The 15,444-nt window shown below is 36.9% G+C and carries 18 protein-coding genes; 4 read left to right on the top strand and 14 right to left on the bottom strand.

Annotation, left to right across the window (positions count from 1 at the left end; genetic code table 11):
- The 3 genes from SJY23_RS11605 to SJY23_RS11595 all read left to right on the top strand — a co-directional run bounded on the left by SJY23_RS11605 (position 1) and on the right by SJY23_RS11595 (position 2,729).
- Positions 1 to 705, top strand: a complete 705-nt coding sequence (locus tag SJY23_RS11605) for a 16S rRNA (uracil(1498)-N(3))-methyltransferase (protein WP_396596464.1) — start codon at positions 1 to 3, stop codon at positions 703 to 705.
- Between the two features lie 204 nt (positions 706 to 909).
- Entirely contained in the window at positions 910 to 1,839 is a 930-nt protein-coding gene (locus SJY23_RS11600) for a hypothetical protein (RefSeq protein ID WP_396596463.1), read from the top strand.
- Between the two features lie 116 nt (positions 1,840 to 1,955).
- The gene (locus SJY23_RS11595) at positions 1,956 to 2,729 is read left to right on the top strand and encodes a CDP-alcohol phosphatidyltransferase family protein (protein ID WP_396596462.1); all 774 of its coding nucleotides are present in this window, start codon (positions 1,956 to 1,958) and stop codon (positions 2,727 to 2,729) included.
- A 73-nt stretch (positions 2,730 to 2,802) separates the two neighbouring features.
- Here SJY23_RS11595 and SJY23_RS11590 read toward each other — a convergent pair whose 3' ends face one another.
- The 11 genes from SJY23_RS11590 to pyrR all read right to left on the bottom strand — a co-directional run bounded on the left by SJY23_RS11590 (position 2,803) and on the right by pyrR (position 11,675).
- Positions 2,803 to 3,468, bottom strand: a complete 666-nt coding sequence (locus SJY23_RS11590; RefSeq protein ID WP_396596461.1) for a porin family protein — start codon at positions 3,466 to 3,468, stop codon at positions 2,803 to 2,805.
- 156 nt (positions 3,469 to 3,624) lie between these two features.
- Positions 3,625 to 4,233 carry a porin family protein gene (locus tag SJY23_RS11585; RefSeq protein WP_396596460.1) on the bottom strand — a complete coding sequence of 203 codons (609 nt, stop codon included), beginning with the start codon at positions 4,231 to 4,233 and terminating at the stop codon, positions 3,625 to 3,627.
- A gap of 61 nt (positions 4,234 to 4,294) precedes the next feature.
- Positions 4,295 to 5,188: a Ppx/GppA phosphatase family protein gene (locus SJY23_RS11580; protein WP_396596459.1), complete on the bottom strand. Its 894-nt coding sequence runs from the start codon at positions 5,186 to 5,188 to the stop codon at positions 4,295 to 4,297.
- Positions 5,188 to 7,254 carry a polyphosphate kinase 1 gene (ppk1, locus tag SJY23_RS11575; protein ID WP_035337234.1) on the bottom strand — a complete coding sequence of 689 codons (2,067 nt, stop codon included), beginning with the start codon at positions 7,252 to 7,254 and terminating at the stop codon, positions 5,188 to 5,190. The genes SJY23_RS11580 and ppk1 overlap by 1 nt, the downstream gene beginning before the upstream one ends.
- Before the next feature lie 2 nt (positions 7,255 to 7,256).
- Positions 7,257 to 7,739 (bottom strand): SixA phosphatase family protein, encoded by a 483-nt coding sequence (locus SJY23_RS11570; RefSeq protein ID WP_396596458.1) that lies wholly within the window; start codon positions 7,737 to 7,739, stop codon positions 7,257 to 7,259.
- 1 nt (position 7,740) lies between these two features.
- Positions 7,741 to 8,385 carry a pyridoxamine 5'-phosphate oxidase gene (pdxH, locus tag SJY23_RS11565; protein ID WP_396596457.1) on the bottom strand — a complete coding sequence of 215 codons (645 nt, stop codon included), beginning with the start codon at positions 8,383 to 8,385 and terminating at the stop codon, positions 7,741 to 7,743.
- A gap of 131 nt (positions 8,386 to 8,516) precedes the next feature.
- Positions 8,517 to 8,930, bottom strand: a complete 414-nt coding sequence (locus SJY23_RS11560; RefSeq protein ID WP_225969308.1) for a hypothetical protein — start codon at positions 8,928 to 8,930, stop codon at positions 8,517 to 8,519.
- 9 nt (positions 8,931 to 8,939) lie between these two features.
- Positions 8,940 to 9,857, bottom strand: a complete 918-nt coding sequence (locus SJY23_RS11555; RefSeq protein WP_035337242.1) for a ribonuclease Z — start codon at positions 9,855 to 9,857, stop codon at positions 8,940 to 8,942.
- Positions 9,858 to 9,865: 8 nt separating this feature from the next.
- Entirely contained in the window at positions 9,866 to 10,201 is a 336-nt protein-coding gene (locus tag SJY23_RS11550; RefSeq protein WP_396596456.1) for a ribonuclease Z, read from the bottom strand.
- Entirely contained in the window at positions 10,201 to 11,130 is a 930-nt protein-coding gene (locus SJY23_RS11545; RefSeq protein WP_035337245.1) for an aspartate carbamoyltransferase catalytic subunit, read from the bottom strand. Before SJY23_RS11545 ends, SJY23_RS11550 begins: the two co-directional genes overlap by 1 nt.
- A 5-nt stretch (positions 11,131 to 11,135) precedes the next feature.
- On the bottom strand, positions 11,136 to 11,675 hold the full coding sequence (gene pyrR, locus SJY23_RS11540; protein ID WP_013752345.1) for a bifunctional pyr operon transcriptional regulator/uracil phosphoribosyltransferase PyrR: 540 nt from the start codon (positions 11,673 to 11,675) through the stop codon (positions 11,136 to 11,138).
- Between the two features lie 125 nt (positions 11,676 to 11,800).
- On the opposite strand from pyrR, the gene SJY23_RS11535 reads away from it, so the two are divergent.
- The gene (locus SJY23_RS11535; protein WP_396596455.1) at positions 11,801 to 13,495 is read left to right on the top strand and encodes an alpha-glucosidase; all 1,695 of its coding nucleotides are present in this window, start codon (positions 11,801 to 11,803) and stop codon (positions 13,493 to 13,495) included.
- On the opposite strand, the gene SJY23_RS11530 is transcribed toward SJY23_RS11535, so the two are convergent.
- Genes SJY23_RS11530 through SJY23_RS11520 form a run of 3 tightly spaced genes read right to left on the bottom strand, consistent with a single transcriptional unit; the run spans position 13,492 to position 15,406 of the window.
- Positions 13,492 to 14,109: a LysE family translocator gene (locus SJY23_RS11530; RefSeq protein ID WP_396596454.1), complete on the bottom strand. Its 618-nt coding sequence runs from the start codon at positions 14,107 to 14,109 to the stop codon at positions 13,492 to 13,494. The two genes, SJY23_RS11535 and SJY23_RS11530, sit on opposite strands and share 4 nt — an antisense overlap.
- A 56-nt stretch (positions 14,110 to 14,165) precedes the next feature.
- On the bottom strand, positions 14,166 to 14,327 hold the full coding sequence (locus SJY23_RS11525; protein ID WP_013752348.1) for a hypothetical protein: 162 nt from the start codon (positions 14,325 to 14,327) through the stop codon (positions 14,166 to 14,168).
- 44 nt (positions 14,328 to 14,371) lie between these two features.
- Positions 14,372 to 15,406: a quinone-dependent dihydroorotate dehydrogenase gene (locus tag SJY23_RS11520; protein ID WP_396598119.1), complete on the bottom strand. Its 1,035-nt coding sequence runs from the start codon at positions 15,404 to 15,406 to the stop codon at positions 14,372 to 14,374.
- Positions 15,407 to 15,444: the final 38 nt, after the last annotated feature.

Here is a 15,444-nt window from a genome sequence, read left to right as displayed (position 1 = left end):
ATGCAGTTATTTTATAGTGAAACACTAACAACAGATAGCGATACTTATACGTTACCTAAAGATGAAAGTAAGCACGTGATACGCGTACTACGTAAAAAAACGGGTGACGCAATACAGCTAACTAACGGAAAAGGATATCTTTTTAATGCAATTGTGGCAGAAGAAAATCCTAACAAATGTAGATTGCAAATAGAAAATTATAGTTACCAAGAGCCCAGAGACTATAAACTTCATCTAGCTGTTGCACCTACAAAACTTAATGATCGCTTTGAGTGGTTTTTAGAGAAAGCTACAGAAATAGGTATTACAGAAATTACACCACTACTCTGTGATCATAGCGAACGCAAGGTTATAAAAGAAGAACGCTTCATAAAGATTATTCAAAGTGCTATGAAGCAATCATTGCATTATCATCTTCCTAAATTGCATCCGCTCACTCAATTTTCAGAGTTTGTGAAGCATGAAAGAATGGATAAGACTTTTATTGCACACTGTGAAGATCTCAAAAAAGAGTCTCTCAAAGATTACTTAAAGCCTCATGAATCATACACTATTCTCATAGGTCCAGAAGGAGATTTTTCAACAAAAGAAATTGAGCTAGCTCTAAAGGAAGGGATCACTCCCGTATCCTTAGGTAAAAGCCGTTTGCGCACAGAGACAGCTGCTGTAGTTGCTTGTCACAGCGTCGCTTTTGTAAATGAGTAATTACTTGCAATTACCCTCAAAACACTAGAGCAAAATCAAGATTTTGTAAATTCAAATAATAATGGTTTATTTGCTTCCTGCGTCTCCACAAGAGATAAAGGCCCAACCTATTATTAATCAAAAGATTAGATAAAATTGCGTGATTTTGTCAAAGTGGTTGCACCCTTTATCCCGGCGTTTATAAGCGTTTGCGGAGGCATTACTATGATGATAAGCTTAGAGTTATTTTTTACAAATGACCATCTACCTGAGCTCAAAAACATACTTCTATTACTCTTATTTTTGAGTTCTATTCTTGTTGTCGTTCTTCTTGGCTTTATACTTTCAAAAACAGCTCGTCTTAAATTTTCTGGAGACTCATTATTTCAAGAAATACAAAAATTGACTCAGCAAGTTCATTACTTTAGGGATATTGCAGATATTCTTATAAGATCATCAGTATGGACACCAGGGCTTAAAGAATACATTGACGAGGAATTCTCAAGTCTCAATTATTTTTTAGTTAAAGAGTTCTACAAAGGTAGATCTAAACTAGCTTTAGAATATATTGAAGAAAAAGATCGCTACGGAGAAACAGAAATACTTTACCTAGAAACCAAATCACTACTGCTCAATGACCCTAGTAAGAGTAGTGTAAAAGGATATATGAATCCTAAAGAATATGATGTTCGTATGCTTAAAAAGTGGACGGAACACAAAGTAGGAATGGGATGGAATCATTACTTTGGTTTTAAGTACAATCAGTTTAAGGAAGAACTAGATATCCATCGCGTCTATGAACGCCACCAAGAGAGAATTTTAAAGTATGCAGTACAACTAGATCCTCTAAGATACAGAGACATGGGTTTTAGTGAAGAACTTCTTTCAAAATTTGGTATGCACCTGTCTGAAGAGGTATTACCTCAATTACTAAGCCTTACTTCACAATCTGTACGTAAAGTTCCTAAAGTTATAACAGTGGCATACATACTCATTGTTTTGCTCGTTATATTTGGAGTAATACTGCCTACTATCACCCTTCTTTTTGGATTACATGTTTTATTTGGATTTCTATCTATAACTGTTGTAGTAAGTATAATTTTCTTTCTTATGCTTTCTATATACCCTTTTGTAAAACGCGAGATTAATGGTTGATTTACGCTTTCGCGAAAGCAAAATAAACCCTCTTATACCCTATCTTTGTACTCAATATAAATTGCTGTTTTAAATGCACCTTCTAGGTTTTTAAAAATGCTATTACCTAGAAGTTTATGTCAAAATTACCTAAAGCCCACAAATTTGTTGACCTTTCTGATTATGGTCGAAACATTGCTCGTCAAATCGCCCTTACCCTTAAAGACACCTCTGCAACTCCGGTTCAAGTAACATACTCCTTTGTAGTAAGCGGTATAATGGCAATTGCCTGCATAGTTGAAGGGTATTACTTTCTAGCTGCTTTTTTCTTAGTCTTAAAATCAATTCTTGATGCGGCAGATGGAGAACTCGCAAGAATAAAAAATACTCCATCCTATACGGGAAGATACCTAGATTCTATATCTGATATACTTTTAAACGCTGCAATCCTCTACACGATTGGTTTTATAACTAATACCAGTTTATACTGGACAGTGCTTGCGTTTTTATGCATCCAGCTGCAAGGAACATTATATAATTACTATTACGTGATATTACGTAGCAAGCTCAATGGCGACACTACTAGTCGTATTATTGAAATAGGTATTCCTAAGGCTTTACCAGGCGAACAGCAGAGTACGGTTACCTTTCTATATAAAACGTACAGGATTTTGTACGGAGCATTTGACGCTATTATTTATAAGGTGGACCCTAATGCTGAGGAGGGTTCTATTACACCAAACTGGCTTATGACCATAGTGTCTACTTTTGGCTTAGGTTTTCAATTATTACTAATTGCACTATTTCTTATTGTAGGCCTCCCCGAGTATATAATTCCATTTTTTATAGGATATACTATCATGATACCCATTTTGATTATAACAAGGATAGCAGTAAGAACAGAAATGTAATAGCTATTTCTATAAACTAAAAAAGCCCAGCTATGAGAATTAGCTGGGCTTTATATTTATGTGTAAGGTAAGTTTATAAACGGTACCCTATGCTTAATGTTATGTATTGATTAGTACCCGACCCATTCACTAGGAAGTTATCACCATTCACAAGACTATTATTATTTGCTTGTGGCTCGCCATCTTCTGGAGTATATGGTAAACGTACTGCTGCATCGTCTTCAAAAACCTCTAAGAAGCCTTTAGTAAATCTCGCCTCTATAAAGACACTCTCATTAAAGTGGTATCCTAAACCTCCAAAAGCAGAAAAGTCAAACGACTTATAGTTTTCTGATTGCTCGTAAAATGAAATCTTAAGTCCTGCTTGTGGTCCCGCAATAAGAAAAACTCTATTAAGGTTAAGACGTAATCCTAAAGGGATTTGTAAGAAATCATAACGAACACCCTCATACTTATTTCCTTGAGATGAAAATGCAAACTCTGGCTGAAAGCTCAATTTATTATTTACTGGAATCTCTGCAAGAAATGCAACTGCAAATCCGTAGCGGCTGTCATCTATAGAACTGAAAGGCGCAACAGCTGGATCACCATTTAAACCATTATTCTCAATAGTGTACTCGAGGTTACTTATTTCACTCACACTTAAGCCCGCTTTAAATCCAAAGCGTACGCCCTGAGCAAAAAGCTGTGTGCTACATAAAAATGCAAAAAAGATGATAGATAGTACTATTTTTTTCATAATTAAAAGATATTCGTCATTAGTAAATAGAGATAACGTTGGGAATCTCAGGGTATAAAGATAAATTGTATAAATCAGTTATCTACACTAAAATATTAAAACCAAGCAAATAAACTATAAAAAACAAATTATACCCGATAACGAACACATTTTTCATTAAAGTCTATAACCTATCCCTAGTTGAATCACTGCATTTTTACCTTCTAATTCTGAAAACCTAGTCTCTCCAGCATTATTAAAAGTAAAATTGTTATTATCTTGAAAGACATCTGTTAGACCATAAGTATATCTAGCCTCTATAAAAATATTAGAATCAAAAATATACCCTATCCCACCAAATGCAGATGCTTCAAAGTTTGAAAAAATACCTGATTTATTAGGGTCCCATACTTTTACCCCTACTTGTGGACCAACATTTATATACAAATTACTTAGATTGAGCTTAAGCCCTAAAGGAAGGTTTAAATAATCTAAGCGAAAACTCTCTAAATTTTTTCCTTGTTGAGAAAAGATAAATTCTGGCATAAAACTTAACTTCTCAGAGAGAGGAATATCTACCAGAAAACCTACAAAATAACCTGTGCGTTTTCCGTCAAGTTGGTTTTCAATTCTCTCTGCACCAGAGCTTCCATCATTGTCAAAAGACAATCCAGTAACATCTGCAAAGTTTACTCCTGCTTTAAATCCAGAAGTAACCTGAGCGTTAATAAAGGAAAAAGATAATAGAGATAGTCCCGTTAATAATAAAAATAATGATTTTTTCATGATCTAATGTTTTGTATATCTATAGTTTACACAAAAATATACATTAAACTCCAAACCATTATCATGATTTATTAGAATGGTATAAGCTTTTTATAATCCCATCTGCCAGCCCAATTTTCGGAACAATAATCTGCTTTGCTTTAGATGATTTCATTGCTTGTAAATAAATACGCAATGCAGGTATAATCACATCTGCACGATCAGGGTTAAGAGAAAGCTTTACAATACGCTCCTCGTAAGTCATCGTTTTAAGTTCTTTATATAATTGCGTAAGAAATAAGTATGATAGCGTTTTTCCAGGCTTTTTTGCACTTAACTTAAATACCTTATTTATGTTCCCACCAGATCCTATAAGATCTATATGATCATAATTTTCACATTTTAAAGCAATCCATTTTTCTAAAATTTCCCAATCTTCAACAGAAACTAGATCATTTAATAAACGTACAGTTCCAATCTTGAAGGATCGAGAGGCAATCACATTGCCCATGTGATAAATTGTTATTTCAGTACTACCCCCTCCTACATCTACATAAATATAGGTTCGGTCTTCTTTAATAAAACTATTAAGATCTGTGGCCGCTATAATTTTTGCTTCTTCCTCACCATCTATAACATCAATAGTGATATTTGTTTTTTTCTTTAACGCTTTCGCGAAAGCTAAACCATTACGAGCATCTCTCATGGCACTAGTAGCACAAGCTCTATACTCCAGCACTTGGTGAGCATTCATAAGTAATCTAAAAGCTTTCATGGCATCTTCCATGCGCTCTTGATTCTTAACAGAGATCTCGCCATTTACAAACACATCCTCCCCAAGTCTAATAGGTACACGGACTAAAGCATTTTTCTTAAATAATGTAGGGCCATCTTCTTGTTCAATAATATTTGCGATAAGGAGACGCACAGCATTAGAGCCTATATCTATTGCGGCATATTTTTTTATGGTAAGCACTATACTTTAGAGAGTTTATTTACGTAATAATCATAAGTAGCAAATTGTGATCTTATTACTGGCTTATCATCTGTTTTATATCTGTTATCCATCTCTTTATTGAGTACACGGGCTTTTACATTGTCACTCCATGCAATGTCATGAGTCTCTATTATTTCCTTCTTAACATCCTCATCATAAATAGGTACAGTTACCTCTACCCTATTATCAAGATTACGGCTCATCCAGTCTGAGGAAGAAATAAATACTTTTTCCCATCCTGGTTCTCCAAAAATATAGACCCTAGTATGCTCTAGAAATTTATCGATAACACTAATAATCTTAATATTCTCACTCATCCCTGGAACTCCAGGAATAAGGCAGCATACCCCGCGTACAATCATCTCTATCTTTACACCAGCATTACTTGCCTCATAAAGCTTATCTATGATTTCATAATTAGATATACTATTAAGTTTTAATCGTATTAAACCAGTCCCACCGTTTTTTACAACTTCTATTTGTTCTTCAATAAGCCTATACATCTTATTTCTAGAATAGTGTGGTGCCACTACAAGATGCTTATATTTATTTACGATATAATTAGTATCAAAGAAATTAAAGAGTTTATTTAAATCCTTTAATATTTCCTTATTTGCTGTAAATAGTGTGTAGTCTGTATAAATACGTGCTGTAGCGTGGTTAAAATTTCCAGTACTTATAAAGCCATAACGCACTATCTTACCCTCTTCCTCTCTATCAATAACACAAACTTTACTGTGCACTTTTAGACCAGGTACACCAAAAATGAGGCGTACACCTTCATTCTGCATTTTCTTGGCATATCGCATATTTGATTCCTCGTCAAAACGCGCTCTAAGTTCTATTTGTACCGTTACCTCTTTGCCATTTTGTGCGGCGTTTATAAGAGCACTTGCAATACTTGATAATTTTGCCAGTCTATAGATTGTAATCTTTATAGATCTCACTTTTGGATCTAGTGCTGCTTCTCTCAAAAACTTGATGGTATAAGAGAAGCTCTGGTAAGGGGTATATTGTAAAAAATCTTTTTTGGCTACAACCGAAAACAGACTATCCTCAAGACTTATACCTGGTATAGGCAAAGGTTTTACACTTGGATAATACAGCTCTTGCCTATTAAATGTAGGGAAATTCATATAATCCTTTCGGTTGTGGTAACGACCTCCAGGTATGATACTATCCTTACGTTTTATACCTAATTTATTAAGTAGAAACTGGAGTGTTTCCTTTTCTATAGTTTTATCAAATACAAATCTTACAGGTTCTCCATCTTCACGTCCTTTAACGCTTCGTGTAAGTTTTTCTAAGAAACTTTTACCCAGATCAGATTCTATATCGAGTTCTGCATCACGTGTTATTTTAATCATATGAGCAGTGATACTGTCATAATCAAAAATGCTAAAAATCGTATCAAGATTATACCTTATGATATCATCAAGCATCATGATGTAATCCTTACCATCTACTTGAGGCAATACTACAAAACGATCTATTGTGCTAGGTATTTCTAAAAGTGCATATAACGGCTTTTTTGTATCAGATAGCACCATCTTAACCATTAGATAAGCATCTAAATCTTGAATACGTGGTAACTCCACATCTTCTCGCAAGATTATGGTCTCTACCGCCAGAGAAACTTGATCTGTAAAGAAGTCCTTAATAAAGGCTTTATGCTCTGGAAGTGTAATTTGATTCTCCTTGAGCATGTAAATATTTTGCTCTTCGAGCTTATTGTAAATATCTGCAAGTATTTTAAGACTTTCTGTTTGCTGTTCTATAACTACCTCTGTGATCTTTACTAGTAGCTCTTCGGCAGAATATACTCCTAAGGCTTTTCTTCCGGTTTTTCCAGCATCTACAATCCTACGCACAGTAGCATATCGCACTCTAAAAAACTCATCAAGGTTATTTGAAAAAATACCTAAAAAACGAAATCGCTCAATGAGTGGCACATTTTCATCTGCTGCTTCTTGCAACACCCTTGCGTTAAATTGCAACCAACTCAACTCACGGTTTATATATCTATTTTCGTCTGTTTGCGTCATTATTATAATTCTTTAGGAGCTTTGTAATAAATCGTCTTTCCTTGTTTAAGGTCTTTCCAGCTATTAATATCAAAAGTTATTGCAGTAAACGCTGCTGTAGAAACATTATCTATAGTTTTACTTCCGTACGTATTAACCACATTAGTCATTGCATTATTATGGCCAAAAACCATCAAGCAATCTACCTCATCACTCACATTACGTATCACCTCAACAAGGTCTGCACCTGCAAAATCATACATTTTATAATCAAGTACTAAGTGCTTATCATCTATCCCGTAAGCTTGTGCAAAAAATAAAGCGGTGGTTTTTGCTCTTAACGCATCACTACTCATCATAAGATCTGGCTTAGGCATTGCTGCCGCAATATGGGCTGCCATAGCAGGTGCATCATTTAAACCTCTTTCATTAAGCGGTCGCTCATGATCTATAACATCAAATTTCCAACTTGATTTTGCGTGTCTTACGAGGTAGAGTGTTTTCATATTACGAGGCTAATCTTTCTTTAATCCACTTACCGTTATCAAGTCTGTAGCGTATTCTATCATGTAAACGGCTTGGTCTTCCTTGCCAAAACTCGATAGATACGGGCTTTACAATATAACCACCCCAGTGTGCTGGACGTGGTATGTCCTTGTTTTCATAAGCGGCTTTGAGTTCTTTCATCTTATCCTCAAGCACTTCTCTACCAGCGATCACACTACTTTGGTCAGAAACCCAAGCGCCTAGCTGACTGCCTTTTGGTCGTGCATTAAAATAAGCATCACTTCGCTCTGCAGTTACCTTTTCTATACCACCTTTGATAATCACTTGACGTTCTAGATTAGGCCAGAAAAAAGAAATCCCAACCTTGTTGTGGTGAGCAATACTCTCCCCTTTTTCGCTTGTATAGTTAGTGTAAAAAACAAAACCATCTTCGTCTAGTTCTTTGAGAAGAACAATTCTAGATTTTGGAAAATTATCTATACCCAAAGTGGCAACAGTCATTGCATTAGGCTCGGCAACGCCTCCGGCTTCTTCCACCTCCTTAAACCAGGCTTTAAACTGATCCATAGGGGTTGTCGCAGAGTTTTCAAGTAATAACTCGCCTTTCTCGTATGATTTTCTGTAGTCGTGTAAGTCTCTGTTCATTGCAGTAAATGTACGAAGACCAAAATGAAGATAAAAGTTAGAATTAATCCATAATTCGTAAAAATAGATTAAATTTTTACCTCAAAAACGTCGAAATATAATTGAGTACGCTTTCGCGAAAGCGCAACTCATTACTTCTTCATAAATCTCTTTTTAATTAGCAATTTACGCACCTTATCATTGTGTTTTCTAATACGCGTAAACTCTTCATAATCCATATCCTCATCATCTACCCCTGATGCGGCAAATTGCCCTTCAAAGTTCTCTAGCATCTCCACACGATCTGTGTAGATGTTGTAGCGGCGATGCTCTGTAAACCCTTCTGCTTGTAAAAAATACTCACATATGTATTGATCTTCAAGCATAAATATCTTGAAAGTAATACTGATATTTCCTTTTACAGAAGTAGATCCATAAATAGTATGGATTTTTTTGAGCTGTGTATCAGGACTTACTAAAAAAAGGTTACGAGGTATCAAAATATCAAAATGCTCTTGCAATTTTGCTAGTACTGGCTTTGCTATTTTTTTAATTTCTTCTTCCATCATAACTCTTTAAAATGTGAATTCTTTACCATCGTCTCCCAATAAGACATTTTCAAAATAGGGCCTAGCTTCTTCTTTAAATAGATTTAGATCTCCATATCTTATAGAATAATGACCTAATACTAAACTCTTCACCTCTGCTTTTGCGGCTATTTGTGCAGCTTGTGCTGCTGTACTATGCCCTGTAGGCTTGCATAAATGTGAATGACTTTCTAAAAAAGTTGCCTCATGATATAACACGGTGGCTCCTTTAATTTGTGTAGCAACAGATTCTTTATACGCTGTATCACTACAATATGCATAGCTTTTGGGAGTATCTGGGTCAAAGGTAAGCTTATCATTAGGTATAAGCGTCCCATCGTCTAAAGTAATATCTCCCCCTTGCTTAATTTTTGAATAATAGGCCTTATCTATCTCTAGGTTGAGACACGCATTTATATCAAGCTTACGTTCACCAGGTTTTTCTTGAAAGTAAAAACCGTTTGTATAAATACGATGTTTAAGCGGTATCGTAGTAACCGTCACCTGCTCATCCTCATATATAATCGTAGGTTCTTTACTTGTAATCTCTACAAATCGCAATGGATAACTCGTAAACCCTTGTGTTATTTTTAATTGTAAAAGTATAATCTCTTTAAGCCCCTTAGGCCCATATATCGTAAGAGGAGCAGTTCTTTTGAGCAGACTAAAGGTCGTAATGACACCCATAAGCCCAAAAAAATGATCCCCATGCAAATGGGATATAAATATGTGCTTTATGCGAGAAAATTTAATCTTATTGCGGCGTAGTGCAACCTGCGTACCTTCACCACAATCTATAAGGAATAGGTGATTACGTATGTCTAACACCTGGGATGTGGGATTTTTAAAGGAGCTAGGAGCTGCCGCATAGCAACCTAAAATGGTAAGATGTAGATTGCTAGGCATAAAAAGTTTTAAAATCCGAGATCGCGTTCAATCTCTTCCATTTCTATAATATCTCCAGCCTCCTCAATTGTAGGAACTACAATCATCTCATCTGGAACTACATCATAATTGATCCCTGTATTTACAAAGATAAATGACTTCTTATCTGCACGCTGGTAGTTAGATAGCTTTAAGAATTGCACAAGATCCTCAAGTGTAAGATTTTCATACTTAAGCAAGTCAATTACTAGATTCTTTTGGTCGTAATGCGTAGGCACTACGTTTTCTAGGTGCACTGCAAAATCACGGACATCTGTACGATCATCTGCTAGTATAGTATAGGTAGGTTTTTCTGTAACCGTCATTATTTTTTAATTTTTGAAGCTAGAAGATACATTACCGCCATTCTCACCGCAACGCCATTTTGCACTTGATCTAAGATGATTGCATGTTCTGAATCTGCTACGTCACTCGTAATCTCCACACCTCGGTTTATAGGTCCTGGGTGCATGATTACAATTTGCTTATCTAGAGAATCTAGTAACTTTTTGTTCACTCCGTATTGCTGGGTGTATTCTCTTGTGCTAGGGAAGTAACTAATATCCATTCGCTCATTTTGTACGCGCAGCATATTTGCCACATCGCACCATTCAAGCGCTTTGCGCAAGTCTAGCTCTACTTCTACTCCTAGTGATTCTATATATTTAGGTAAAAGTGTTTTTGGACCACATACTTTTACGTTTGCTCCTTGTAACTTAAGCGCATATATATTTGATAGCGCAACACGGCTGTGAAGAATATCACCTACAATCACCACGTTTTTTCCAGCAACATCACCTAGACGTTCTCTTATAGAATAACTATCTAGTAATGCCTGAGTAGGGTGCTCATGTGCCCCATCTCCAGCATTTACAATACTTGCGTTAATGTGTTTGGATAAAAATACACCTGCACCAGGATTAGGGTGTCTCATTACTACCATATCCACCTTCATAGATAAGATATTATTTACCGTATCGATAAGTGTTTCTCCTTTCTTTACAGATGATGCTGCTGCCGAAAAGTTGATTACATCTGCACTTAAACGTTTTTCTGCGAGCTCAAAAGAAAGCTTGGTTCGCGTGCTATTTTCAAAAAAGAGATTTGCAATAGTAATATCACGTAGTGATGGCACTTTTTTAATAGGGCGATTAATCACTTCTTTAAAGTGATCTGCCGTTTTAAAAATAAGATCAATATCTGCCTCGTTTATATATTTGATTCCTAACAGATGATTGACACTCAACTCGCTCATAATACTTAGCTTTTTACTAGATATACGGTATCTTCTCCATCATTCTCCTCCCAGCACACCTTCACTTGTTCATCATTTATAGCATCTACCTGACGCCCTTTATAATCTGGTTGGATAGGTAAATGACGAGAGAAACGTCTGTCTATAAGACATAATAACTCTACTTCTTCTGGTCTCCCAAAACTCTGAACAGCAGTAAGAGCAGCGTTTATGCTACGTCCAGTGTATAAGACGTCGTCTATAAAGACCACCTTCTTATCCTCTACTACAAAATCTATTTTGGTCTTATTTGCTTCTAGTGTTTTCTCGCTACGGCGAAAATCATCACGATAAAACGTAATATCTAGATAACCTAACTTGATAGCCTCAATGCCATAGTCTGTGGTGAGCAACTTCTTGATACGTTCTGCTAGATAAACGCCGCGAGGCTGTATCCCAATAAGAACGGTATTTTTAAAATCAGTATGATTTTCAATGAGTTGACAAGCCAGACGATTGAGAATGATGTTAATCTCTGTCGCAGTAAGAAGTACTTTTTGGCTCATAGAATTTTCCGAAATCTGTTCGGGAGTCAAAGTTACATAATTCTGTGGATTGATGGTAGTGTTTGTTACGCTTTCGCGAAAGCGTATCTATTACTAACTTCGTTACAACCTAAACGCTGAAAAAGATGCTACAAACTCAAACATGGTGGAAAGAAGGAATTGTATACCAAATCTACCCTAGATCTTATCGTGATACCACTGGTAACGGCATAGGTGACTTGCGTGGAATCATAGAAAAATTAGATTACATTGCTAGTCTAGGAGTAGACATTATCTGGCTCAACCCTATTTATGATTCGCCTAATGATGATAACGGTTATGACATACGTGATTACCGCAAGATTATGGCAGAGTTTGGCACTATGGATGATTTTGACGAGTTGCTTTCCGGAATGAAATCTAGAGGACTCCGACTAGTGATGGATCTCGTGGTTAATCATTGTAGTGACGAGCATGTGTGGTTTAAACAAAGTAGGACTTCTCGCGATAACCCTTACCGAGACTACTTCCACTGGTGGCCAGCCGAAAAAGGTACACCTCCAAAAAGATGGAGTTACTTTGACGTAGAAGAAAATGCATGGCAATACGATAAGCAAACAGATGCCTATTACTTACATTATTTTGCTGTAAAACAGCCCGACCTCAAATGGGAAAATCCAAAAGTAAGAGCCGAAATATATGACATGATGCACTTCTGGTTTAAAAAAGGTGTTGATGGTTTCCGTATGGATGTGATTCCTTTTATAAGTAAAGACATCAACTACCCCGAAATTGACGCAAAAGAACCTCATGAATACATTGCGTATTACGCAAATGGCCCAAAAGTGCATGAATACCTCAACGAACTCAATACGGAGGTAATCTCAAAATACGATGCGTTTACAGTAGGTGAAGGCCCAGGGATAAGCATTGATGATGCGCTAGATTTTGTTCATGAAGAACGCAAGGAAATGGATATGTTCTTTCACTTTGACCTGATGAGTTTAGACCGTGCTCCTGGAGAGGTTTTTAAAATGCGTGATGGCGGCTACTCATTACCAGAATTTAAAAAAGTATTTAGTGATTGGGATGCTGCATTTGCAAAAGCTGGCTGGGGATCTTTATTTCTAGCAAACCATGATTTTCCGAGGTCTGTGAGCCGCTGGGGTAATGACACCCAAGAACACTGGAGAAACAGTGCTACCCTACTTCAAACATTTCTATTAACCATGCGCGGTACTCCTTATTTTTATCAAGGTGATGAAATTGGAATGACTAACGTACGTTTTACAGATATAGAAGATTATCGCGACATTAATACGATTAACAGATATGAGACTGTAAAAAACAGAGGCGGAGATCTTGAGGTCTTTATGGACAGTGAGCAACATGCTGCTAGAGAAAATGCACGCACGCCCATGCAGTGGGATCAAACAGAAAACGCTGGCTTTACTAGTGGCACTCCGTGGATAAAGCTCAATGAAGACTACAAAATAGGTATCAACACAAAAGACCAACTCAATAAAAAGGATTCGGTACTCTCCTACTTCAAACAGATTGTTGCTGTCCGTAAAAAGTACCCAGCGCTTGTTTATGGCGCTTATGAGTGTATCAAACCCGAAGATGAGCAAGTATATTGCTATACGAGAACGCTTGAGAGTGAGCGTTTCTTAGTGCTATTAAACTTCTCTGAGGATACAGCACAGTTCTCGTTACCGCTTTCAGTAAGCTATAACAGGAAAATCAAAGTCATTTCTAATGATAAAATAATAGATGACAAGACCTTCAAGGAGTTTACACTCCGCCCATGGCAAGCGATTGTGTATCGCTTAGAAAACTAGCCGTCTATAAAAATGTAAACAGCAATCCCTATAAAAACGATAATTTGCAGCCACTTTAAAACAACACCCGCATTCTGATTTGTACGAAGTACATGAGAGATTTTTCCTGCCACGAGTGCGATACTCCCGAAGATGACAAAGGATTCAAGCATAAACAGTAATCCTAACACATAAAATTGATACACCGTACTACCGTCTGGCTCCCATAGAAATCCAGGAAAGAATGCTAAGAAGAATATCGTCACCTTAGGGTTAAGGATATTCATAATCACACCTTGTTTAAAAAGGGCTGTGTATGATTTTTTTGGAGCACCATCTGCGAGATTAATAGACGCATCGCTACGGTATACTTTAAAGGCTAGATAAAGCAAGTACATTGCTCCTACCGTTTTAATTGCAAAAAACAGAAAAGGCGAAGCAGCAATCACTGCCGATAGTCCAAAAGCAACGAGTGTAGTATGTACAATACATCCAGATATTAACCCTGCAGTGGTTGCAAGTCCAGATTTACTACCATTTGCAACGCTCTGTGTGAGTACATAGATGTTATCTGGCCCTGGCGAAAACGCAAGCAAAGCAGTTGCTGCCAGAAAAGCGATGAGAGATTCTATCAAAGGAATACTAATTAGTTAGTCCATGCAAAATAAGAAAAAACAAGACACAAGCAGCCCTACCACTGTCGTTCCTTCCACATCGAGTAAAAGCCTAGCAATAATAAAAGACCTGCCGCAGCAAGCTTTGCCCATTGCGGGATAAAGGTTGCGATATCAGGTTTCATGGCAAAAAGCATGACGGCAATGGATGCAAAAATAAGTTTATGAGAGTTCCTCATGGTATGAATTGATTAGCGTGTAGTTACTAGACGATGGTAACTTACTATCCTTTCGCTAAGATGGCGTTATTTATCTCTTTAATCAATTGTGGACCTTCGTATACAAACCCTGTATAGAGCTGTACCAATGATGCTCCTGCTTCAAGTTTATCTAGAGCGTCTTGCGCAGAGTGAATTCCTCCTACGCCTATGATTGGGAATGAGTTATTACTCTTATCTGATAGGTATTTAATCACACGTGTAGAACGATTTGTAACTGGCTTGCCGCTTAATCCGCCATTACCTATTTCTTCTAGGCGAGCGTCCGTGGTTATTAAACCTTCTCTATTAACAGAGGTATTACTTGCGATCACACCGTCTAGCCCTGTTTCTTTTACAAGGTCTATAATCTCATCTAGTTGCTGGTCATTGAGGTCTGGAGCGATTTTAAGAACAATAGGTCGCTGTACTGCATACGCCTTATTCGCCTGTTGTACTGCACCTATAAGTTCTTCTAGATAGTCTTTATCATTCAATTTTGCATGACTTGACACATTAGGGCAACTTACATTAAGCACAAAATAATCTACTACAGGATGTAATTCGTGAAAACAAGTTAGATAGTCTGCTGTATAATCTTCTGGCTTGGTATCGGTGTTTTTACCAATGTTTCCACCGATAATAATGTTGTTGTTTATACGAGATTTTAATCGAGTTACCGCTTCGGCTACTCCTCCATTATTGAAGCCCATTCTGTTTATGAGCCCTTGATCTTCTTTTAATCTAAACAGACGCTGCTTTGGGTTTCCTGCTTGTGCTTTTGGAGTAACGGTACCTATCTCAATAAAACCAAATCCTAAGTCCCCAAGTTCATTAAAAAGCTTTGCATCTTTATCAAAACCTGCCGCTAGTCCTACGGGGTTTTTAAAAGTAAGGCCCAGGACTTTGCGCTCTAGTCGCTTGTCTTCCACCTTTCCCATACGATTAAGAAGTCCGGAGAGTCCTAATTTATGTAATCGCTTTATCCATCTAAAGGTAAAATAATGCACTTTTTCTGGATCAAAGGAAAAGAGAATTGGGCGTATGAGGAGTTTGTACATTTCGGTGGTTTCTGTGGTGCAAAAATAGTCCAAAAAGA

The organism is Dokdonia sp. R86516, assembly GCF_044596715.1.
Taxonomy (GTDB): Bacteria; Bacteroidota; Bacteroidia; order Flavobacteriales; family Flavobacteriaceae; genus Dokdonia.
Note: the sequence above shows the minus strand (reverse complement) of the source record. Positions and strands in the feature narration are given on the sequence as shown.